The sequence below is a fragment of the Cytobacillus firmus genome (genome assembly GCF_023657595.1).
GTDB classification, from domain to species: Bacteria; Bacillota; Bacilli; order Bacillales; family Cytobacillaceae; genus Cytobacillus; species Cytobacillus firmus_B.
Window position 1 is genome coordinate 3,109,189 of sequence record NZ_CP098323.1, and the last position, 17,577, is coordinate 3,126,765.

Sequence of the window (17,577 nt, forward strand, 5' to 3'; positions counted from 1 at the left end):
GGCAATACAGCATGAATGCCATAAAGCACACCTATGAATTTACATCAATCATCTGCTCCCTCCACAGCTAATTCCTTAGCAATAGTAGCCCCTATTCCAGCGCTGGCACCGGTGATGATCCCTGTTTTTCCTTGTAGTCTGGTTCATGACAATTTCCTCCTTTTAACCTTATCTTTTTCATTTAATAAATTGCTCTGCGATTAATCGATATGATTGATGCTTATCCTTTGATGAATAAGTGATAGTTAAAATCATGATTTCATCTGCTAATACATGAGATTGAATTTCTAATATTTTACTTTTCACCTCATTAGGAGTACCTATAATCATTTTCTTTTTTATTCTTTCAATAGACTTTTGATTACGTAGATTTAATAGAATTTTTTTTGCCTCATCAACAGAGGGAACTCCTTTGTTTCCTTCCATACTCTCATTTTGTAGTTCCCAAACAATTGAGCTTAAAGCAATTTCTTCTGCTTTTTGAGTAGTTTCTGCACATATTACTGACAAAGCCATAATGACGTATGGTTTTTGGCCTTTTTTTCTTGGTTGAAATGACTGACGATATTGTTGGACGATTTCTGCTCCGTTTTCATCACTCATAAATTGTCCAAAACTATAGGCTAAACCGTTTTCCGCCGCAAAAATCCCACTTTTTCTACTTGTACCTAACATCCATAGATCAGGACTAATTTGCGGTAACGGAGAAGCCTCTAATACGGTCCCTTCATTATCTATGTATTTAATTAATTCATTTACTAAATCAGGCATTTTATAGACATGTTGCAAATAGTTATCCGATAATGCATTTGTTGCTTCAGCAGGACCACCCGGTGCCCTTCCAATCCCTACATCAATTCGATTAGGAAATAGAGTGGATAACATGTGATAGGTTTCTGCTACTTTATACGGCTTATAGTATGGCAATAAAACTGCCCCAGAGCCAATTCGTATATTTTTTGTATTTGCCCCAATATACCCTAACATTACCTCGGGCGCGGAGCATGCAAGCCCTGGCATTGCATGATGTTCAGCAATCCAATAACGTGAATATCCTAATGTCTCCCCTATGCGTGCGAGTTTCATTGATTCCTGTAATGCTTCATTTGCCGTTTGATTAGTTGAAATGGGAGACTGATCTAAAATGCTTAATTTCATAAGATGAAAATCCCCTTTTGTATTATTCCGCTTCTTTCAAAGTCAGTTTATATTCACCAATTTGCCCTTTTTCGTATAGATTCGTAATTGATGTTGAATATTCTTGAATCGTTCCGCGGAACTCAAGATGTCTCTCGGGTACGATTACATCAAATGTTCCTTTGTAAAGTAACGTTGCTATGTCATGGTAGTCGTCACTTGTAACATAAAAAGTTAACGATATCTGAGTTTTACCTTCTATCTTTTTTTCATCATATTGTGTGATTTTAATTTTAGTATCATTTAGTTGGATTTCTGTAACCATTTCATCATCGTCCCTTTCTATAAGGTAACACATTCCTAATACTTTTAACGTACTCTAACTTCGAAATGACGCCGTATGATATGATTTTTCTAGAATATGTGACGAACGTAAACTTTCTGCGTTCTTCACAACCATGTAAAAAGTTAATCAACCGTTAATACCCCCGTTAGCTGTATTTTCAAGAATGTAACCAACTTACTTGTGACCCGCGCTTTTATTGAATTTGGTTTAGCGTAATCGATCAGGCATCATAATACTCAGGAAATCTACAATCCCATTCCCTATCATGAGTTCTTCTCTATCTTGGTCAACTAGTACTCTTCTGATGCATAATAGATTTTTCTTTATAATCTTCAGATACAGATACTCACTTAAAGTCACCCAATGATATATGCAAATAGTCTAACTTTTTATCAGCTAATTTATCAACAAGATAAAGGGTATCTGATATTTTTATTCCAGATTCTTCATATTCTTCTGGAGAAAAACGATATCCCACAATAAAATCTTGAACATTTGAATTATCCACGACCTCAGTAACAGCATCAACTATTTGGTTAATGAAATTGATAATGATTATCAAAATTAACACGTTTTAAAAAATAAATAAAAAAACACCTCCAGTTTGAAGGCGTCTCCTTATTTGTATGTCTCATCCTGCTTTTCATAGGGATAGATCATCTCTTCGTCCAGGTCCATTTGTTTTAAAAAATGATCATGAATGAATTGCCTGATTTCCATAAGCTCTGATCCTGTCGGAAATGCAGAAACATTTATGGCTGGCAGATCCCCTATCAGCTTGGATGAATGATCAAGATCGGTTGAAATGACCAGATCAAACTCTTCATATTCTGAAATTAAATCGATGCTTGATGAATCAAGCGTTGATATAGAAAGCTGTTTTCCAAAATGATAATTTAGCACTTCCCTAATATAATCTTTTTCATAATATGTCCGGCATACAAGCGCAGCTTGTATTACATGCCTATTCCTCCTTCGCAGAATAGCAGCCTGGAGAAGAGTAAAGATTTCAAGAACATCCAGCTTTTTAAAAATAAGGGGGACTTTCGAGAATGTTTTGACTCCCAGGTCCTCTATTGTTTTGAAAAGTGGATTAGTCTCATAATATGGAAGATATTGTATCATTGAGCTATGGAGTGTTTCGGTATTTAATTCTTTTTCAAGATAAATTCTCTTGAATGTCTGGTAAATGTGAAAAAGAAAGATATCATCATCTGTTAAATTAAAGCCAGCAATATTCGAAAGGTTTTCTAAGTAGACAGAAAAAGGATGTTCCCTTTCGCCTATCCTCCTCCTGCGGAGATAACGCAGATGCTGCGATCTATTCGTCGGCCTTTCTTCACTCATTAAATAAATGGCAAAGAAAAGTATTTCCTGGAGCTGTGTTTCCCTGGAAGGAATATTGGCTTTAGCCATAAAATGCACTATTTCCTTAGCAGAGAGAAAAAATTTACTTTCTTTATATGCATCCACCAAAGTTTTTGGAAACGAAACAAAATAGCCCATAGACATACGCAGATTTGAAATATATAAGATCATTTTGAGGCGTTGAACGGCTCCTGTCCGGAGAGTCATCGAATAGCTCGAGGTCTGCTCCAGCAGCGCCGACTGAAAATCGCCGGAATACAGCCAATCCTTCTCAGCTTCCGGTTTAAAGCTCATTAAATCTAAGTATTGCATGATAAAACGCCTGATATTTCTTTCATCACCGATTACTTTGAAAGGACTCGAAGTTAAAGTAAGCTGTGATTCCTGAAGAACCTCCTGAAGCTTTTCAATGTGGCGGTATGCGGTCGAACGGCTTATATGCACCTCTTTGGATATCAGAGAAATATCTATTCCATCGCTTAATAAAATCAGCTTTAACGTATGGAAATAAGTATTCTTATCGCGAATTTCTCTTAAAATGCTCTCCAGAGTCCCGCTTTCAGGTTTTCTCAGCCTAACGCCAAAAGTATCATGCTTTTCCAGCTTCCAATCCTCCGGTAGTATCGTCTCCAGGAATTCCAGATCACGCCATATCGTGCTTTTTGAAAAACCTGTTCGTTCTGCCAGCTGAGCTAAACTGATCCATTTATTTTCACTGAGCAAATGAAAGATTAAATCTGAGTAGCGTTTATAAAACCGGTTCATTTTATCACCTATCTTTTCAAGCTCTTCCAAGTTATCTTTTCTATTACCGTCTTTGCTTACTCATCTTTTACTGCTATCTCAACGTAAAAAAAGGCATGCTCAGGAGAACATGCCCTTAAAGTAAAGGGTGAATTTCGAATTACACATTGGTTCTAACTGATTCTGACCCAGCCCTTTTTGATGGCAAGAAGGACTGCCTGTGTCCGATCATGAACTTTTATCTTTCTCAAAATGCTGCTTACATGATTTTTAACCGTTTTATCGCTAATAAAAAGTGCTTTACTGATGCCAGTATTGCTATTCCCATCTGCCAGCAGCTGAAGCACCTCGCATTCGCGGCGAGTCAATATATGCAGTGGACGCTGATAGTTCTGACTTGACGCATGATTGCTGCCTGAATTTAATTCTGTAAGCCTTTTGTATTCCTTTATAATATTTTGCGTAACCTTGGGATCCAGATAACTGCCTCCACTGGCAACAATCCTGATCGCTTCGATTAGCCCTTTTGCACCAATATCTTTAAGCAGGTATCCGGCTGCACCATTCTGGAGCACCCTCGTGACATAATTCTCATCATCATAAAAAGATAAAATAATGACTTTGCTTTTTGATTTGTTTTCATTCAGCTTATCCGTTGCTTTGATGCCATTCATATTAGGCATATCGATATCCATAATTATAACGTCAGGCTTATAATTCTTATCAATTATGAGAGCATCACGGCCATCTTCCCCTTCAGCAACTACTTCAAGGTCCTCTTCCATTTCCAGTATCCGTTTGACCCCTTCTCTGAAGAGCTTATGATCATCTACAATCGCAATTTTCAGCGCCATTTCCTGTTCACCTGCTCAGTTTTATTCTGAACCAAAAAATCTATAAAACCTATTTTACAAAAGTTTTTTCATAGCACAGTTTCAATTATGAGGTTTGCTGTTTCAAATTAGAAATTTCCCTGCTGCTTCCTGACACCCAGCAAATAATCTGAATTTTATGGTATGATCGATTTACTATGAGGAAGGAGTATTCTGATATGAACTCTTACAGCAGTACCTTAAATGGTGTTTTCCCATCTGTCTGCTCCTTGGATTGCCCGGATCAATGCGGCCTTTTGGTACATAAAAAAGAAGGAAAAATCGTTAAGATTGAAGGAGACCCCAATCATCCTGTCACACAGGGGAATATATGCACCAAGGTCCGCAGCATGCCTTCAAGGATTTATGATCGGAATCGGCTCAAGTATCCAATGAAGCGTGCCGGAGCCAAAGGTGAAGGGCATTTTGTACAGATTGGATGGAAAGAAGCTATAGACACGATAACATCCAGATGGAAGGACCTAATTGCCGAAAACGGTCCTGAGAGCATCCTGCCATACAGTTTTTATGGTAATATGGGCAGATTAAGTGCAGAAGGAATGGACCGCCGTTTCTTCCATAAACTCGGAGCATCCCGTCTAGACAGGACGATTTGCCAATCTGCCGGTACAGCAGGATATGCGTATACAATGGGAGGCAGCTTTGGGATTGACCCGGAGGATACCATCCATTCAAAGCTCATTATTTTATGGGGCATTAATGCAGTCAGCACAAACATGCATCAAATGATTCTCGCCCAGAAAGCAAGGAAAAACGGTGCGAAAATCGTTGTAATTGATGTCCATAAAAACCAGACCGGGAAAATGGCCGACTGGTTTATACCCATTACACCCGGCACCGATACTGCTCTGGCACTTAGTATCATGCATGTTCTGTTTGCAGAAAATTTAGTGGATGAGGCCTTTCTCGAGGAGTTTACGATTGGCCATCAGGAACTTCGCGAACATGTGAAGCAATATGACCCTGAAACAGCAGCCGGGATAACAGGTGTGCCGAAAGAGGATATTATCAAATTAGCCCGTATGTATGGAGAAACTTCCCCAGCTTTTATCCGTATCGGCAACGGGCCTCAGCATCATGACAATGGAGGAATGTGCATCCGCACCATCGCATGTCTTCCTGCCATTACAGGACAATGGCTCATAAGGGGCGGCGGTGCCATCAAGGGAAACTCCGGCTATCTTGCTTTTAATACTGGAGCTCTTCAAAGGCCTGATCTCCTGCACAAAAAGAATACACGCATTGTTAATATGAATCGGATTGGTTCTGCATTGCTTGAACTGGAAAAACCGATTAAATCGATGTATGTCTATGGAAGCAACCCTGCTGTTGTGGCACCGGAAGGGAATAAAGTCCGACAAGGGCTGCAAAGGGAGGATTTGTTCCTTGTGGTCCATGATCTGTTCTTAACCGAAACGGCTAAATATGCTGATATTGTGCTTCCGGCGTCTTCTTCTTTTGAAAATACGGATATATATTCATCGTATTGGCATCACTACATGCAAATACAGGAGCCAGTCATTGAACCTTACGGCGAGTCAAAGTCAAATGTCGAAGTGTTTCGGCTTCTTGCAGAAGGAATGGGCTATCATGATGCGGTATTTTATGAAACGGAAGAAGAAATGATTAATGCCGCATTGGATTTTCCAGCTAACCCTTTCATTGAAGAAATCAATGCTGAATCCCTAAGGAAAAACAAGTTTATCAAAGCGAGGGTAAAACCGCTGTTTCCCGGCAGGCTCCCCACGCCAAGCGGAAAAATTGAATTATATTCGCAGGGAATGAAAGATGATGGACATCCTCCTTTGCCTACCTATATACAGCTGAAGGAAGACGACACCTTCCCGTTTTTATTTGTGCCTGCACCCAATCATAACTTTTTGAATTCAACCTTTTCACATAATGAAAAACATGCAGCTATGGAGAAGGAGCCCCGCATTCACTTGAATAGTAAGGATGCGAAGAATGCTGGTATTGAGGATGGTGAGATAGTCCGCATTTGGAATGAGCGCGGAGAATGCGAACTCAAAGCGGCTGTTGGGGAGCTTGTCCTTCCAGGCACGGCAGTTTCTCAGGGAATCTGGGCAGATATTCCGGGAACCAAACATTTGGTCAATTCGCTGACACCGGACCGTCTTTCCGATATGGGCGGCGGTGCCGTGTTCTTTTCAGGCCGGGTAAACGTTTCGAAAATCATAATAGAATAACCCCTGCAAAAATGCAGGGGTTTTTGTATGCTATGAAGCATTGTTATTCTTAAAATTAAGATCATCTATGTATGAATGCATATCCGCTTTGTTCTTTAATACAACGACCTTTTTTCCTTCTGCAGCAAACCTGTCAAGCCGCTCAGCCATTTTCTTTTTACGGAGTTCGTATGTTGTCACAATGAATTTAATAAACTTCCAGTCCATTTTCTCCGTGCACCCGGCAGCCATATCTGGCCGGGTTTTGCCAAGATTGGTCACCCACCTTTTTAATACCCTGTACAGACAGAGATACAGGGGAATTTCCAGATATATGACTGTATCACATGCCGCTGCCCTGATTTCAAAAGTATTGCTGTAATTGCCTTCAATAATCCACTGCTTTTTTTTTACTATTTCACGCTGTGCATCCGAAAATTCCTGAAGCTCCCTTTCCACCCAGCCGGGCTTCCAGTATAAAACATCAAGATGATGTACCTCAATGCCTGTTTTCTCGCCCAATTTTCTGGCGAAGGTTGATTTTCCTGCGCCTGCTGAAGTCCCAATCACCATCACTCTTTTCAAATAATCACCTTCCCTTGCCGAATCCGCTTAATTACATTCAACATCTGTGCTTATATTCCCTCTTTAAAAGCCAAAGTTATTCTTACTTAAAAATTCATCCTAATAAGTGCTATAATATGTAAGTATTTTAAATAGAGGGGCATGATTATATGGCATTAACGAAGAAAAAACGGGTAGTAAAAGAGATAAAACAGCTAATCATGATCACGATAGGTGCGATGATTGCAGCAGCAGGACTTGAGTTTTTCCTCGTTCCGAACAGCATCCTTGATGGCGGTGTTATTGGTCTATCCATAATTGCCGCAGAGCTGACCGGGATGACCATGAGTATATTTTTAATCCTTCTTAACCTCCCATTTCTTTATATTGGCTACCGCAAAATAGGAATGAAATTCACGATACATACCTTATTCGGAGTAATTGTTTTATCCGCAAGTACCGCATATCTCCATCATTTTGAGCCTGTTACAGATGATTTATTTCTGGCAACAGTCATTGGAGCAGTCATTCTGGGAACAGGGGTTGGCCTTGTGATCAGAACTGGCGGAGCTTTGGATGGATCAGAGATTATCGCCATCCTGGTCAGCAAGAAGCGTCCGGTATCTGTCGGCCAATTTATCATGATTGTCAACGTATTTATCTTTATACTTGCAGCTTTCCTCGTTTTCAGCTGGGAAACAGCCATGTACTCCATTATCACCTATTATATTGCTTACAAAATGATTGATATCGTTGTAGAAGGTATAGAAGAGCTGAAGTCGGTTACGATCATTTCTGATGTGCCTGAAGAAATCTCATCAGAGCTCCAAAAGCAATTGGGACGCGGAATGACTTATATTCAGGGCCAGGGTGTTTTTACCGGAGAGCCTAAAAAGATCATCTATACAATTGTAACAAGGATTGAGTTATCCACGCTCCGTTCCATTGTGGAAGATATTGATCCCAGGGCATTAGTGGCTATTGAAAATATTGCCGATGTCAGCGGCAGCAATTTTGATAAAGGTACAGCGCACTAATAAGAAAAGCGCAAGCGCCTTGCCCACGAAGGAACGCAGACTAAGAACGCCACGTCCTCCCAAAAGCTGCCGCTTTCGGTCGTGCGATGTATCGCTGCCGTAGCTTTCCTTGTCCTGTGGCAACGTCTGCATGACCCGCATCCTGCGGGCCTCAGGCATAAGACGGTTCCTGTAAGAAGGCGTTTTTCCTTCTGAAAGGAAACGGCTTATGAGCCCGAGTCCCTAGGAGCCGAAACAAGACAAGCTTGTGACCTCGAGGGGGTAGGCGCTCCTACTAAAAGCTAACGCTTTTCACCGTGCGATGATGATGCTGTCGAAGCGTTCCTTGTGGAGCTAGACAGTAATCGACGTTCAAAAATTATATACTTTCTTATCTTTTAAAAAAAGCAGCCTCCCTCACACATTCATCAGTGCGGGAAACTGCTTTTTTGTTATATAAACAGCAGCAGGCTGAGCGCCATGACGGCCATCCCTGCCACAAGACCATAAATGGAGGTATGAGCTTCATCATACTTCTTGGCAGCCGGCAATAATTCATCAAGTGAAATGAACACCATTATTCCGGCAACTGCGGCAAAAATGATACCAAACATGACATCGTTTAAATATGGCATTAAAATCAAGTAGGCCACTAATGCGCCAACCGGCTCTGACAGCCCTGATAAAAATGAGAGTTTAAAAGCCTTCTTCTTGCTTCCTGTGGCATAATAGACAGGAACTGAGACAGCAATCCCCTCTGGTATATTATGAATGGCAATGGCTGCCGCAATGGCGATTCCAAGCGAAGGATCCTGGAGTGCAGAAGTAAATGTTGCAATTCCTTCCGGGAAGTTATGAATCGCAATCGCCAATGCCGCAAAGGTCCCCATTTTTAAGAGTGCCGGATCCTTGACGGTGTTTCCGGAATCATTCATTTCTTCAACTGTCCTCACTTCATGGGGATTATCCTTTTTAGGAATAAACCGGTCAATTATTGCAATAAGGAGAATCCCCCCAAAAAAACCTCCAACAGTTGCCCAGTTTCCGCTTACTTGACCTAATGCTCCTACAAGTGCATCTTTGGCTTTTACAAAGATTTCAATCATGGAGACATAAATCATCACTCCTGCGGAAAAGCCAAGTGCCAATGATAAAAACTTCGTATTCGTTCTAGAAGTAAAAAAAGCCATTAAACTGCCAATACCTGTCGCTAAGCCGGCAAACAAAGTAAGACCTAATGCAAATAATACTTCCTGCGACATTTCACTCTCTCCTTTTTCTCTATTGCCAAAAAGTTTCTCCAGGGCAACTTTTGCGTTAAAAAAATATATATGCCAAATTACTATAAGTATATGCGCCTAACTTAAAAAGTTTACTTTGGTAAACATTTTATCTCCAACCCAAACCAAAAGCAATAAAAAAGGACTATTCGATTATTTTTTCTTCAATATTATAAGAAGGATTGAGGAAAATGTGCATAAAAAAACAAAAACCTTCGCCCTTTAAGCAGCGAAGGATCATTCCCAGACTCGTTTTGATTTGAAAAGTTCCTGAAGGTACCCCCATACAGATATGGGTGACATGATCATTTGATAGAACAGGATAAACGTAAAGAATCCTAAAATATTCTTTCTGACTTTCAGATTCAGATTTTTAAACACATAATGCTTTTGATACATGTATAAGATTCCGTAGCTTAACATGGTAAGCGGCAGCACAAACAAGGTCATCGGGCCAACTATCCAGAAGTAGCCGAAGAACGCAAGCATTAATCCGGGAATCCAGAAAAAAGTATACATCATATCCAGATATGGCATAACCAGGTTAACACCTGTTAAATATTTTGTGTATATTTGCGGCTGATTCCATGGCTTGATTTCATTCAGGCCTTCAATCATTCCCCTTGCCCACCTTGATCTTTGCTTTGCAAAGTGGGATAACGTAGAAGGAACATCTGTAAAAGCTGCAGCCAGCGGCTCAAAATATACTTTCCATTCCTTCTGAAGCAGCCTCCAAGTCAATACAATATCTTCGCCAATGGCATCTGGCCAGCCATTTACCTGGCGGACGGAGTCAGTTTTGTATAAACTGAAAGCCCCCTGTGCAACCAGTGTTCCCTGATATAACCCCTGCAGTCTTTTTATTGAGGCTATACCCAGGTAATAGTCCCACTCCTGTGTTTTCGTCAAAAGGTTTTCCCGGCTATTGCGTACAAGCATCGAGCCCGCTACCGCACACACCTCTTCAGGACTGCTTTCCATGCGTGATACTAAAAAGCGGACAGCTGAAGGGTGCAGCAGGGTATCTGCATCAAGTGTGATAACATATTCTGTTGTCACATGCTGAAGGCCTTTATTTAATGCATGGAATTTCCCGGTCTTTGGTTCCTTCAAAATATCAATCGCAAGGTTAAGCTCTTTTTGTGCTCTTACTATTTCAAGGTGAGTATTGTCTGTAGAACGATTGTCTATAACGATGACCTTAATCTTCCCATGATAGTCCTGGCCTGCCACATAGCTTAACGTTTGAAAGATTGTTTTTTCTTCATTGAAGGCGGCTACCAGCAATGTCACTTCCTTATCAGGATCCGGATTCTTAAAAGATGGCTGCCTGTCCAAAAGCAGGCTCATCAACAGAAAGGCATTCATATAGCCCGGTACATAGGCAATACCCCCAATAATAAGAATGCTGATCGGGAGTGTGACAATGTCTGATAGATCCTTCAGCCAGGGCAATGATAGATATATAGAAAAAGCCATCCATAATAGAGAAATCAGGTGACTTATGACAAATTTCTTATTTATGGATAAATAAACTTTATTTCTCCTGCGTTTTATGAACGGATCTGCAGGGATGGAACTCGGCTCCATAGGTTCACCCTCAATGAATATAGTTAATTAAAAAATATAGTATTTTATCATTTAAGTAACCTGGTAATTTATACTATCCTTCAAGGCAGAAGCACCGGCAAAAAGAGCAGCCTTAGACTGCTCCTGACCCGTATCTTATTTTAGAAAGGTACCATTCATATATTCCTTATAAGCGGTCCGTATTTCTTCTTCCGTATTCATGACAAACGGTCCACGGGCCACAACCTGTTCTTTGACCGGCTCACCTGCATATAGCAGAAAACGCATTTGCTCTTCGGCTTTAACGGCTATTTCGCTTTCACCGTTCCTGCCTTCCCCCAATTCAAGGACCTGGCCATTGGCCCCATGAACTTCATTTTCTCCAAAAATACCGCTGCCCTCTATAATATAAATAAAGCCTTTGTAGCTGCCAGGCAGTTCCTGTGAAGCTGCAGCGCCTTTTTCCATCCTTACTTCAACCATTGTGACAGGCACATGATTTAAGGTTGGTGATACAACTCCTCTAGAGGAACCGGAGAAGACTTTAAAAACTGCACCCTCTTCCTCCCGGGCAGGTACTTCACTGCCTTTAAGGTTTTGGTATCTTGGTGCTGTCATTTTCTTTTCCCGTGGAAGATTGATCCACAGCTGCAGCGAATGGGCAGTAATTCCTTCAGATGGCACTTCATTATGAACGACACCGCTCCCTGCTGTCATCCATTGAACATCACCAGGACCTAACAAACCGCCCTCACCTGAATGGCTGTCATAGTGCTCAATGGCCCCTTCAATGACATAAGTTACCGTCTCAATCCCGCAATGGGGATGAATGTCAAACGCTCCCTTTTGAAACTTATCTTCCATCATCAGCAGAAAGGGGTCATACTTCTCCCAATTTCCCGGTTCTATCACAGGACCTGCTGCATGAATGGGACTGTGCTCCTGCAATTTTACTTTCCTGATGGAAGCAATCTCCCGCTTTGTTACTTTTTCATTCTGCATCCGCCATTTCTCCCCTTTATATGTAAAAGGAGCAATTGCAAAACAATTGCTCCCTCTATGATTATTGATTACCTCTTTTAATCCACCCAGCAACAGTGACAGTTCTTTTCGCCTGATGTTTAACAGCTTCCTTCACATCTTCAATCATTTTTCCATCCTGGCCAACCGTTACGCTTGTTCCATATGGATTGCCGCCAGCTCCGAAAAGAACCGGATCCGTATAACCAGGAGCAGCCACAATCGCACCCCAATGGTACATCGTAGTATAAAGTGAAAGAATCGTTGCTTCCTGGCCGCCATGCGGATTTTGTGCTGATGTCATTGCACTAACTGCCTTATTCGCAAGCTTTCCTTTTGCCCAGAGACCGCCAGTTGTATCAAGGAACTGCTTCATTTGGGAAGGCATATTGCCGAAACGGGTCGGTACGCTGAATATAATGGCGTCTGCCCATTCAAGATCGTCCGGCTTAATTTCAGGCACATCCTTTGTCGCCTCGACAGTAGCTTTCCATGCAGGATTGCCTTCAATTGCTGATTGCGGCGCCAGTTCCGGGACCTTAAAAACTTTAACTTCCGCACCAGCTTCTTTGCCGCCTTCCTCCGCCCATTTAGACAATTGATAGTTTGTTCCGCCCATGCTGTAAAAAATGACTGCCAATTTTACATTTTCCATATTAATCGTCTCCTTTTTAGTTGAATTTCCAAATAACCTTGATAGGATACCCATGATAGCACTCCCTTCTTTCATTCTCTTCCCTTATTATTCATTAGATTAACTATTATTAAATTTTTTTATACCATCGGGCTGCAGCCTGCACTTCACCCATGGTTAATTGATGGCCAAAACTTTCCCAGTGAAGCTCGACTTTCGCTCCTGCACTTTCCAATAATGACTGTAAATCAGTGGATTCTTCTGCAGGACAAATCGGATCATTGGTCCCAGCCGCGATAAATACTGATGTTCCGCTGAGATCAGGTAATTCAGCACCACGCCTTGGAACCATTGGATGATGCAGAATCGCTGCTTTTAAGGCGTTTTCATGATGAAATAATAAGCTTCCTGCAATATTAGCTCCATTTGAATAGCCGATTGCCACAATGTTGTCTCGTTCAAAACCGTATTTCTGTGCGGCTTCATCTAAAAAGCCGTTTAATTCTTTTGTGCGAAAAAGCAGATCTTCTTCATCAAAGACACCTTCTGCCAGCCTGCGGAAAAATCTTGGCATCCCATTCTCCAGCACATTACCGCGCACACTTAGAACAGAAGCCTCCGGATCAATATGACCTGCAAGCGGAAGCAGGTCAGTTTCTGTACCTCCCGTTCCGTGAAGCAGCAATAATACAGGCTTGGAAGGATCTTTTCCTTTTTGAAAAATATGTTTCATCGTATCTTCCTCTCTTTGTTTTATCGCAGTCTAACGGGCAGTAAGACCCCCACTTCAAGACTCAGAGGAATCAAAGGAGGATATGGGGGTCAAACTGCCCGTAAAGGCCCGATTGGTTCAACTAACAATCAGTGGGGGATAAGGAAAACCCCCACTGATTGAAGTTTCACTTTATTCCAGTTCCCTGACTTCAATAGGGATTAATTTTCGCTCGATGCGATCTCTCATATTCTCATATTGTTCAGGAAGCATCAGCTTCTCCCCTATTTCACCGGGTGATTCGTCATGTGCAAATCCTGGCGGGTCAGTTGCAATTTCAAAAAGAATTTCCCCGTGCTCCCGAAAATAAATGGCATTAAAATAATTCCGGTCCCTGACTGGTGTTACCCCATAGCCATTTGACCTCACATATTCCCGCCACTCCAATTGATCCTGATCATCTTCAGCCCGCCAGGCGATATGATGGACAGTGCCGACACCCATCCGGCCTCGCTTGCCGGAAGTCTTTTTCAGGTCTATGACATTGCCGATTGGGGCTGAGGATTGGAACCGGATTATTTCTCCTTCTTCCCCAATGCGTTCAAGACCCATAACACTTTCAAGCAGATGTGCTGTCTGTTCCGGCTGGGATGAATAAAGAGTCGCCCCTGCAAAGCCCTTTACTGCAACATCAGGAGTAATTCCTCCAAATGTCCAAATATTCGTCTCACCCTCATCTCTTTCCACCATTTCCAATATGAGACCGTGAGGATCCTGAAATCTTATTGATTCTTCACTAAATCTTCTTTCCATTGTGTAAGAAATTTTAAATTTCTTAAATCTGTCTTTCCAGAATTCAAGAGCACCACTGGGAATTGCATAGGAGGTGACGCCAGCCTGGCCATCCCCAATCTCTCCCTGGAAGGCATTTGCCAATGGGAAAAATGTAATGATTGTCCCCGGCTTCCCTTCATTATTGCCAAAATACAGGTGGTAAGTGCCGGGATCATCAAAATTCACAGTCTGCTTGACCATCCTCAATCCTAAAACACCTGCATAAAAATCGATATTCTCCTGAGGGTGGCCGACGATCGCACTGATATGATGAATTCCACTTGTGGCTTTGTTCACTATTCACACCTCTTTCTCATTAATGTAACCAAAATTCAATCTATGAAACTCATTTTAAATCAAATATTTTCACTTCAAGATAAAATTCTTTTCTCAATCAGAAAAACAACTGAATGCCTCGAATTAATTTATCTCGAATTCAAGATAATTATAAAATATACTCACGCTGCTGTCAATCTTTCGGATTGAAGCAGAAACTGGAATATTTTGATTGAGCATATTGACATCACCTAAAACATAAAGGTATATATTAATTATAATATTAGAATTTTCAGACGGATATTTGGAGGTAAGGAAATGTACAATGCATACTGCCGAATGTACCAGAAAACCTTCAAGCTGGTATCGCCTCTTTTACCCTGGCGGGAACCGGAACTTTTAGAAGGCGCTAATAGCCTGGACAAACTTCCCGATATTATTAAGAAAACAGGCATAAGCAGAATTTTGATTGTAACGGACAGCGGCATCACTTCTCTTGGGCTGATGGATGGTTTGCTATTAAATTTACAGAAATGGAATATTGAATTTTATATTTATGATAAAACGGTTCCAAATCCGACAATTACTAATATTGAAGAAGCACTTGAAGAATACATGAAGAATAATTGCCAGGGTATTCTTGCCTTTGGCGGGGGTTCACCGATGGATTGTGCTAAAGGCGTTGGTGCAAGAGTTGTGAGGCCTGAGAAAAGCATCCCGCAAATGAAAGGCCAATTTAAAGTCAGAAAAAAGCTACCTCCCCTTTTTGCAGTCCCGACTACAGCAGGTACAGGAAGTGAGGCCACTGTTGCAGCGGTCATTACCGACAGCCGTTCACATGAGAAATACGCCATTATTGACCTTTGTCTAATTCCGCATTATGCAGTTTTAGATCCCTTGATTACTATAAAATTGCCTCCTCATATAACGGCTGCAACCGGTATGGATGCACTAACCCATGCCATCGAAGCCTACATTGGGAGAAGCAGTACAGCAGAGACGAGAAAATTGAGCATAGATGCAGTCCGGCTGATATATGATAATCTTTACGAAACATATCAGAATGGCGAAAATCTGGAGGCAAGAGCCCGTATGCAAAAAGCTGCTTATCTGGCAGGACTGGCTTTTACCAGGTCCTATGTAGGCAATGTTCATGCTATCGCCCATACGCTGGGAGGATTTTACTCTGTTCCTCATGGTTTGGCTAATGCTATCATTCTTCCATATGTACTGGAGCATTACGGCGAGGCAGTCTGGGCACCCCTAGATGAACTCGCAATGGCGGCGGGCATAGGTGATCCGGGAGCTTCGGCTGAAGAAAATTCAAAGAGCTTTATAAGCAGCATAAAATCCCTCAACCATAAAATGGGGATCCCCCAAAAGGTGAGTGGAATAATAGACAGTGACATTCCCGTAATGGCTGAACGTGCCTTAAAGGAAGCCAATCCCTTGTATCCTGTGCCGAAAATCTTCGGCAGAAATGATATGTTAAAACTGTATCAGATTATAAAGGAATAATATTCTGGCACACCTTTTGAACTCATGGCTTTCCGCTAAAAATTTCAGTGGCTCACACCAATAAAAGGCAGATGCACATTTAAATGCATTCTGCCTTTAACGCTTTATCTGAACCAGCCCTTCTTCATAAACCACCAAAACATGCCTAAGGCAATAATAAACATTAATAACAGTGTTTCAAAATATCCATATTTCCACGATAATTCCGGCATGTTTTCAAAATTCATCCCATATATGCCCGCTATAAAAGTTAAGGGCATGAAAATGGTTGTTATCACGGTAAGGACTCTCATTACCCGATTCGTCTGATGGGAGTTGATCGATAAATAACTGTCACGGATATCGTTCGTCAATTCCCTGTTTCCATCAATCATTTCAGTCAATTTCAATAAGTGGTCATGAATATCAGCAAAGTATTCGTATCTTTCCTTTACACCTTTAAGTCTATGGGAATTAATGACACGGTATATTAAATCACGCATCGGAATCACAGTATATCTTATCTGCAATAAATGATGGCGGATATCAAATAACTTCTCCAATAATTCTTCCATCGTTTCATCATTTGGGTTATCTTCAATGAGACTCAAACGATCTTCCAGCTGATAAACGATAGGAAAGTAATTATCCACTATTTTATCAATGATGTGGTACATGACCAGGTAAGGGTCCCATTTACTAATCTTCTTACTTAAGCTAAGCCTTTCCCAAACATCATTCATTTCCCTGGAGAGTTCATGATGGTAGGATACTATATAATTTGAGCCAATAAAAAAGTTAATTTCCTGTTTATCTTCGTTAATATGATTTAGGCTATGGGTGACAAAAAAGCTATAGTCTTCATAATAGTCCATTTTGGGGCGCTGGAGTTTGACAACACAATCCTCTATTGCCAGGGGGTGAAAGTGAAAAGTCTTGTCGAGTTCAGCAGTTTCCTCCTCGGTTGGCTGATCAAAATCAACCCAAAACCACTTATAGCTTTCCCACTCAGCTTTCAGCCTCTCTAGAGTAATATCCTGTTTGAGTTCATTTTTCTTGTTAACAGCTTGTATTCTTATCATGAATGTCTCCTAGTCTTTCCAATCTTAAAACATATTTTTTCCATTTTTAATAATGATATCCTAACTCTCCATTGGTGTATTTATTATCTACCTCTTTTTCTTGCTCTGTTAAACAAGAATTTACTTTTCTCGGTAATTATAAAAAATATACACTCAGTAACCGGCTGCTTTAACGCTTTTACCGCGAAAAGTAATTTTAATTAACAAAAAATATTGACTAATCTAAACTTATCTGATAAATTATTTTCAAATAATAAATCGCTGAAGAGAAGAGTAAGACAGGAATGCTGTTCCAAAGAGAGCCGGCATATGGTGAAATCCGGTGTTCAGTACCTGATCCGAAGATCATCTCTGAGATGCAAAGCTGAAATACAGTAAGCTTTGACGGGTTTTCCGCCGTTACAATGGAACGCGTATGA

Annotated in this window: 15 protein-coding genes, 1 pseudogene and 1 other annotated feature (1 of these 17 only partly in view); of the genes and pseudogenes, 3 read left to right on the forward strand and 13 right to left on the reverse strand. The window is 41.1% G+C overall.

The window, feature by feature from the left end; genetic code table 11:
* Window positions 1-177: 177 nt before the first annotated feature.
* The 5 genes and pseudogenes from NAF01_RS15715 to NAF01_RS15735 all read right to left on the reverse strand — a co-directional run bounded on the left by NAF01_RS15715 (window position 178) and on the right by NAF01_RS15735 (window position 4,449).
* Window positions 178-1,158, reverse strand: coding sequence for an LLM class flavin-dependent oxidoreductase (locus NAF01_RS15715; RefSeq protein WP_048009953.1), 981 nt, complete (start codon window positions 1,156-1,158; stop codon window positions 178-180).
* A gap of 22 nt (window positions 1,159-1,180) precedes the next feature.
* On the reverse strand, window positions 1,181-1,462 hold the full coding sequence (locus NAF01_RS15720; protein WP_048009952.1) for a DUF3219 family protein: 282 nt from the start codon (window positions 1,460-1,462) through the stop codon (window positions 1,181-1,183).
* Between the two features lie 370 nt (window positions 1,463-1,832).
* A pseudogene (locus tag NAF01_RS15725) lies at window positions 1,833-2,027 on the reverse strand (NADH-dependent flavin oxidoreductase); the annotation flags it as partial.
* Window positions 2,028-2,101: 74 nt separating this feature from the next.
* Window positions 2,102-3,616, reverse strand: coding sequence for an AcpB/EbpR/MafR family transcriptional regulator (locus tag NAF01_RS15730; RefSeq protein ID WP_197249401.1), 1,515 nt, complete (start codon window positions 3,614-3,616; stop codon window positions 2,102-2,104).
* A 152-nt stretch (window positions 3,617-3,768) separates the two neighbouring features.
* Window positions 3,769-4,449 (reverse strand): response regulator, encoded by a 681-nt coding sequence (locus tag NAF01_RS15735; protein ID WP_048009949.1) that lies wholly within the window; start codon window positions 4,447-4,449, stop codon window positions 3,769-3,771.
* A 197-nt stretch (window positions 4,450-4,646) separates the two neighbouring features.
* Between NAF01_RS15735 and NAF01_RS15740 the strand changes: the two genes are divergently transcribed.
* Window positions 4,647-6,695 (forward strand): molybdopterin-containing oxidoreductase family protein, encoded by a 2,049-nt coding sequence (locus NAF01_RS15740; RefSeq protein WP_250800780.1) that lies wholly within the window; start codon window positions 4,647-4,649, stop codon window positions 6,693-6,695.
* Window positions 6,696-6,725: 30 nt separating this feature from the next.
* Here the strand turns inward: NAF01_RS15740 and NAF01_RS15745 are convergent, their stop codons facing one another.
* Window positions 6,726-7,259 (reverse strand): P-loop NTPase family protein, encoded by a 534-nt coding sequence (locus tag NAF01_RS15745; protein ID WP_250800781.1) that lies wholly within the window; start codon window positions 7,257-7,259, stop codon window positions 6,726-6,728.
* A gap of 149 nt (window positions 7,260-7,408) precedes the next feature.
* Here NAF01_RS15745 and NAF01_RS15750 point away from each other — a divergent pair, with 149 nt between their 5' ends.
* On the forward strand, window positions 7,409-8,275 hold the full coding sequence (locus NAF01_RS15750; protein ID WP_250800782.1) for a YitT family protein: 867 nt from the start codon (window positions 7,409-7,411) through the stop codon (window positions 8,273-8,275).
* A gap of 431 nt (window positions 8,276-8,706) precedes the next feature.
* On the opposite strand, the gene zupT is transcribed toward NAF01_RS15750, so the two are convergent.
* The 6 genes from zupT to NAF01_RS15780 form a co-directional block, all read right to left on the reverse strand.
* Window positions 8,707-9,516 (reverse strand): zinc transporter ZupT, encoded by an 810-nt coding sequence (gene zupT / locus NAF01_RS15755; RefSeq protein ID WP_048009944.1) that lies wholly within the window; start codon window positions 9,514-9,516, stop codon window positions 8,707-8,709.
* Between the two features lie 255 nt (window positions 9,517-9,771).
* Entirely contained in the window at window positions 9,772-11,124 is a 1,353-nt protein-coding gene (locus tag NAF01_RS15760) for a glycosyltransferase family 2 protein (protein WP_048009943.1), read from the reverse strand.
* A gap of 135 nt (window positions 11,125-11,259) precedes the next feature.
* Window positions 11,260-12,105, reverse strand: coding sequence for a pirin family protein (locus NAF01_RS15765; protein WP_250800783.1), 846 nt, complete (start codon window positions 12,103-12,105; stop codon window positions 11,260-11,262).
* A gap of 61 nt (window positions 12,106-12,166) precedes the next feature.
* Window positions 12,167-12,778 (reverse strand): NAD(P)H:quinone oxidoreductase, encoded by a 612-nt coding sequence (gene wrbA / locus NAF01_RS15770; RefSeq protein ID WP_048009941.1) that lies wholly within the window; start codon window positions 12,776-12,778, stop codon window positions 12,167-12,169.
* A 109-nt stretch (window positions 12,779-12,887) separates the two neighbouring features.
* Window positions 12,888-13,490, reverse strand: a complete 603-nt coding sequence (locus NAF01_RS15775; protein ID WP_048009940.1) for an alpha/beta hydrolase — start codon at window positions 13,488-13,490, stop codon at window positions 12,888-12,890.
* 171 nt (window positions 13,491-13,661) lie between these two features.
* Window positions 13,662-14,600, reverse strand: a complete 939-nt coding sequence (locus NAF01_RS15780) for a ring-cleaving dioxygenase (RefSeq protein ID WP_250800784.1) — start codon at window positions 14,598-14,600, stop codon at window positions 13,662-13,664.
* Window positions 14,601-14,897: 297 nt separating this feature from the next.
* Between NAF01_RS15780 and NAF01_RS15785 the strand changes: the two genes are divergently transcribed.
* Window positions 14,898-16,097 carry an iron-containing alcohol dehydrogenase gene (locus tag NAF01_RS15785; RefSeq protein WP_226617552.1) on the forward strand — a complete coding sequence of 400 codons (1,200 nt, stop codon included), beginning with the start codon at window positions 14,898-14,900 and terminating at the stop codon, window positions 16,095-16,097.
* 104 nt (window positions 16,098-16,201) lie between these two features.
* Here the strand turns inward: NAF01_RS15785 and corA are convergent, their stop codons facing one another.
* Window positions 16,202-17,158, reverse strand: a complete 957-nt coding sequence (corA, locus tag NAF01_RS15790; protein ID WP_222499711.1) for a magnesium/cobalt transporter CorA — start codon at window positions 17,156-17,158, stop codon at window positions 16,202-16,204.
* Window positions 17,159-17,410: 252 nt separating this feature from the next.
* Window positions 17,411-17,577 (forward strand) — a binding site (T-box leader) (it continues 76 nt past the right edge of the window).

What these genes read in the sequence shown, in the direction of transcription:
- NAF01_RS15715 (WP_048009953.1), bottom strand. Translation starts at nt 1,158, where the DNA reads ATGAAATTAAGCATTTTAGATCAGTCTCCCATTTCAACTAATCAAACG.
- NAF01_RS15720 (WP_048009952.1), bottom strand. Translation starts at nt 1,462, where the DNA reads ATGGTTACAGAAATCCAACTAAATGATACTAAAATTAAAATCACACAA.
- NAF01_RS15730 (WP_197249401.1), bottom strand. Translation starts at nt 3,616, where the DNA reads ATGAACCGGTTTTATAAACGCTACTCAGATTTAATCTTTCATTTGCTC.
- NAF01_RS15735 (WP_048009949.1), bottom strand. Translation starts at nt 4,449, where the DNA reads ATGGCGCTGAAAATTGCGATTGTAGATGATCATAAGCTCTTCAGAGAA.
- NAF01_RS15740 (WP_250800780.1), top strand. Translation starts at nt 4,647, where the DNA reads ATGAACTCTTACAGCAGTACCTTAAATGGTGTTTTCCCATCTGTCTGC.
- NAF01_RS15750 (WP_250800782.1), top strand. Translation starts at nt 7,409, where the DNA reads ATGGCATTAACGAAGAAAAAACGGGTAGTAAAAGAGATAAAACAGCTA.
- zupT (WP_048009944.1), bottom strand. Translation starts at nt 9,516, where the DNA reads ATGTCGCAGGAAGTATTATTTGCATTAGGTCTTACTTTGTTTGCCGGC.
- NAF01_RS15760 (WP_048009943.1), bottom strand. Translation starts at nt 11,124, where the DNA reads ATGGAGCCGAGTTCCATCCCTGCAGATCCGTTCATAAAACGCAGGAGA.
- NAF01_RS15765 (WP_250800783.1), bottom strand. Translation starts at nt 12,105, where the DNA reads ATGCAGAATGAAAAAGTAACAAAGCGGGAGATTGCTTCCATCAGGAAA.
- wrbA (WP_048009941.1), bottom strand. Translation starts at nt 12,778, where the DNA reads ATGGAAAATGTAAAATTGGCAGTCATTTTTTACAGCATGGGCGGAACA.
- NAF01_RS15775 (WP_048009940.1), bottom strand. Translation starts at nt 13,490, where the DNA reads ATGAAACATATTTTTCAAAAAGGAAAAGATCCTTCCAAGCCTGTATTA.
- NAF01_RS15785 (WP_226617552.1), top strand. Translation starts at nt 14,898, where the DNA reads ATGTACAATGCATACTGCCGAATGTACCAGAAAACCTTCAAGCTGGTA.
- corA (WP_222499711.1), bottom strand. Translation starts at nt 17,158, where the DNA reads ATGATAAGAATACAAGCTGTTAACAAGAAAAATGAACTCAAACAGGAT.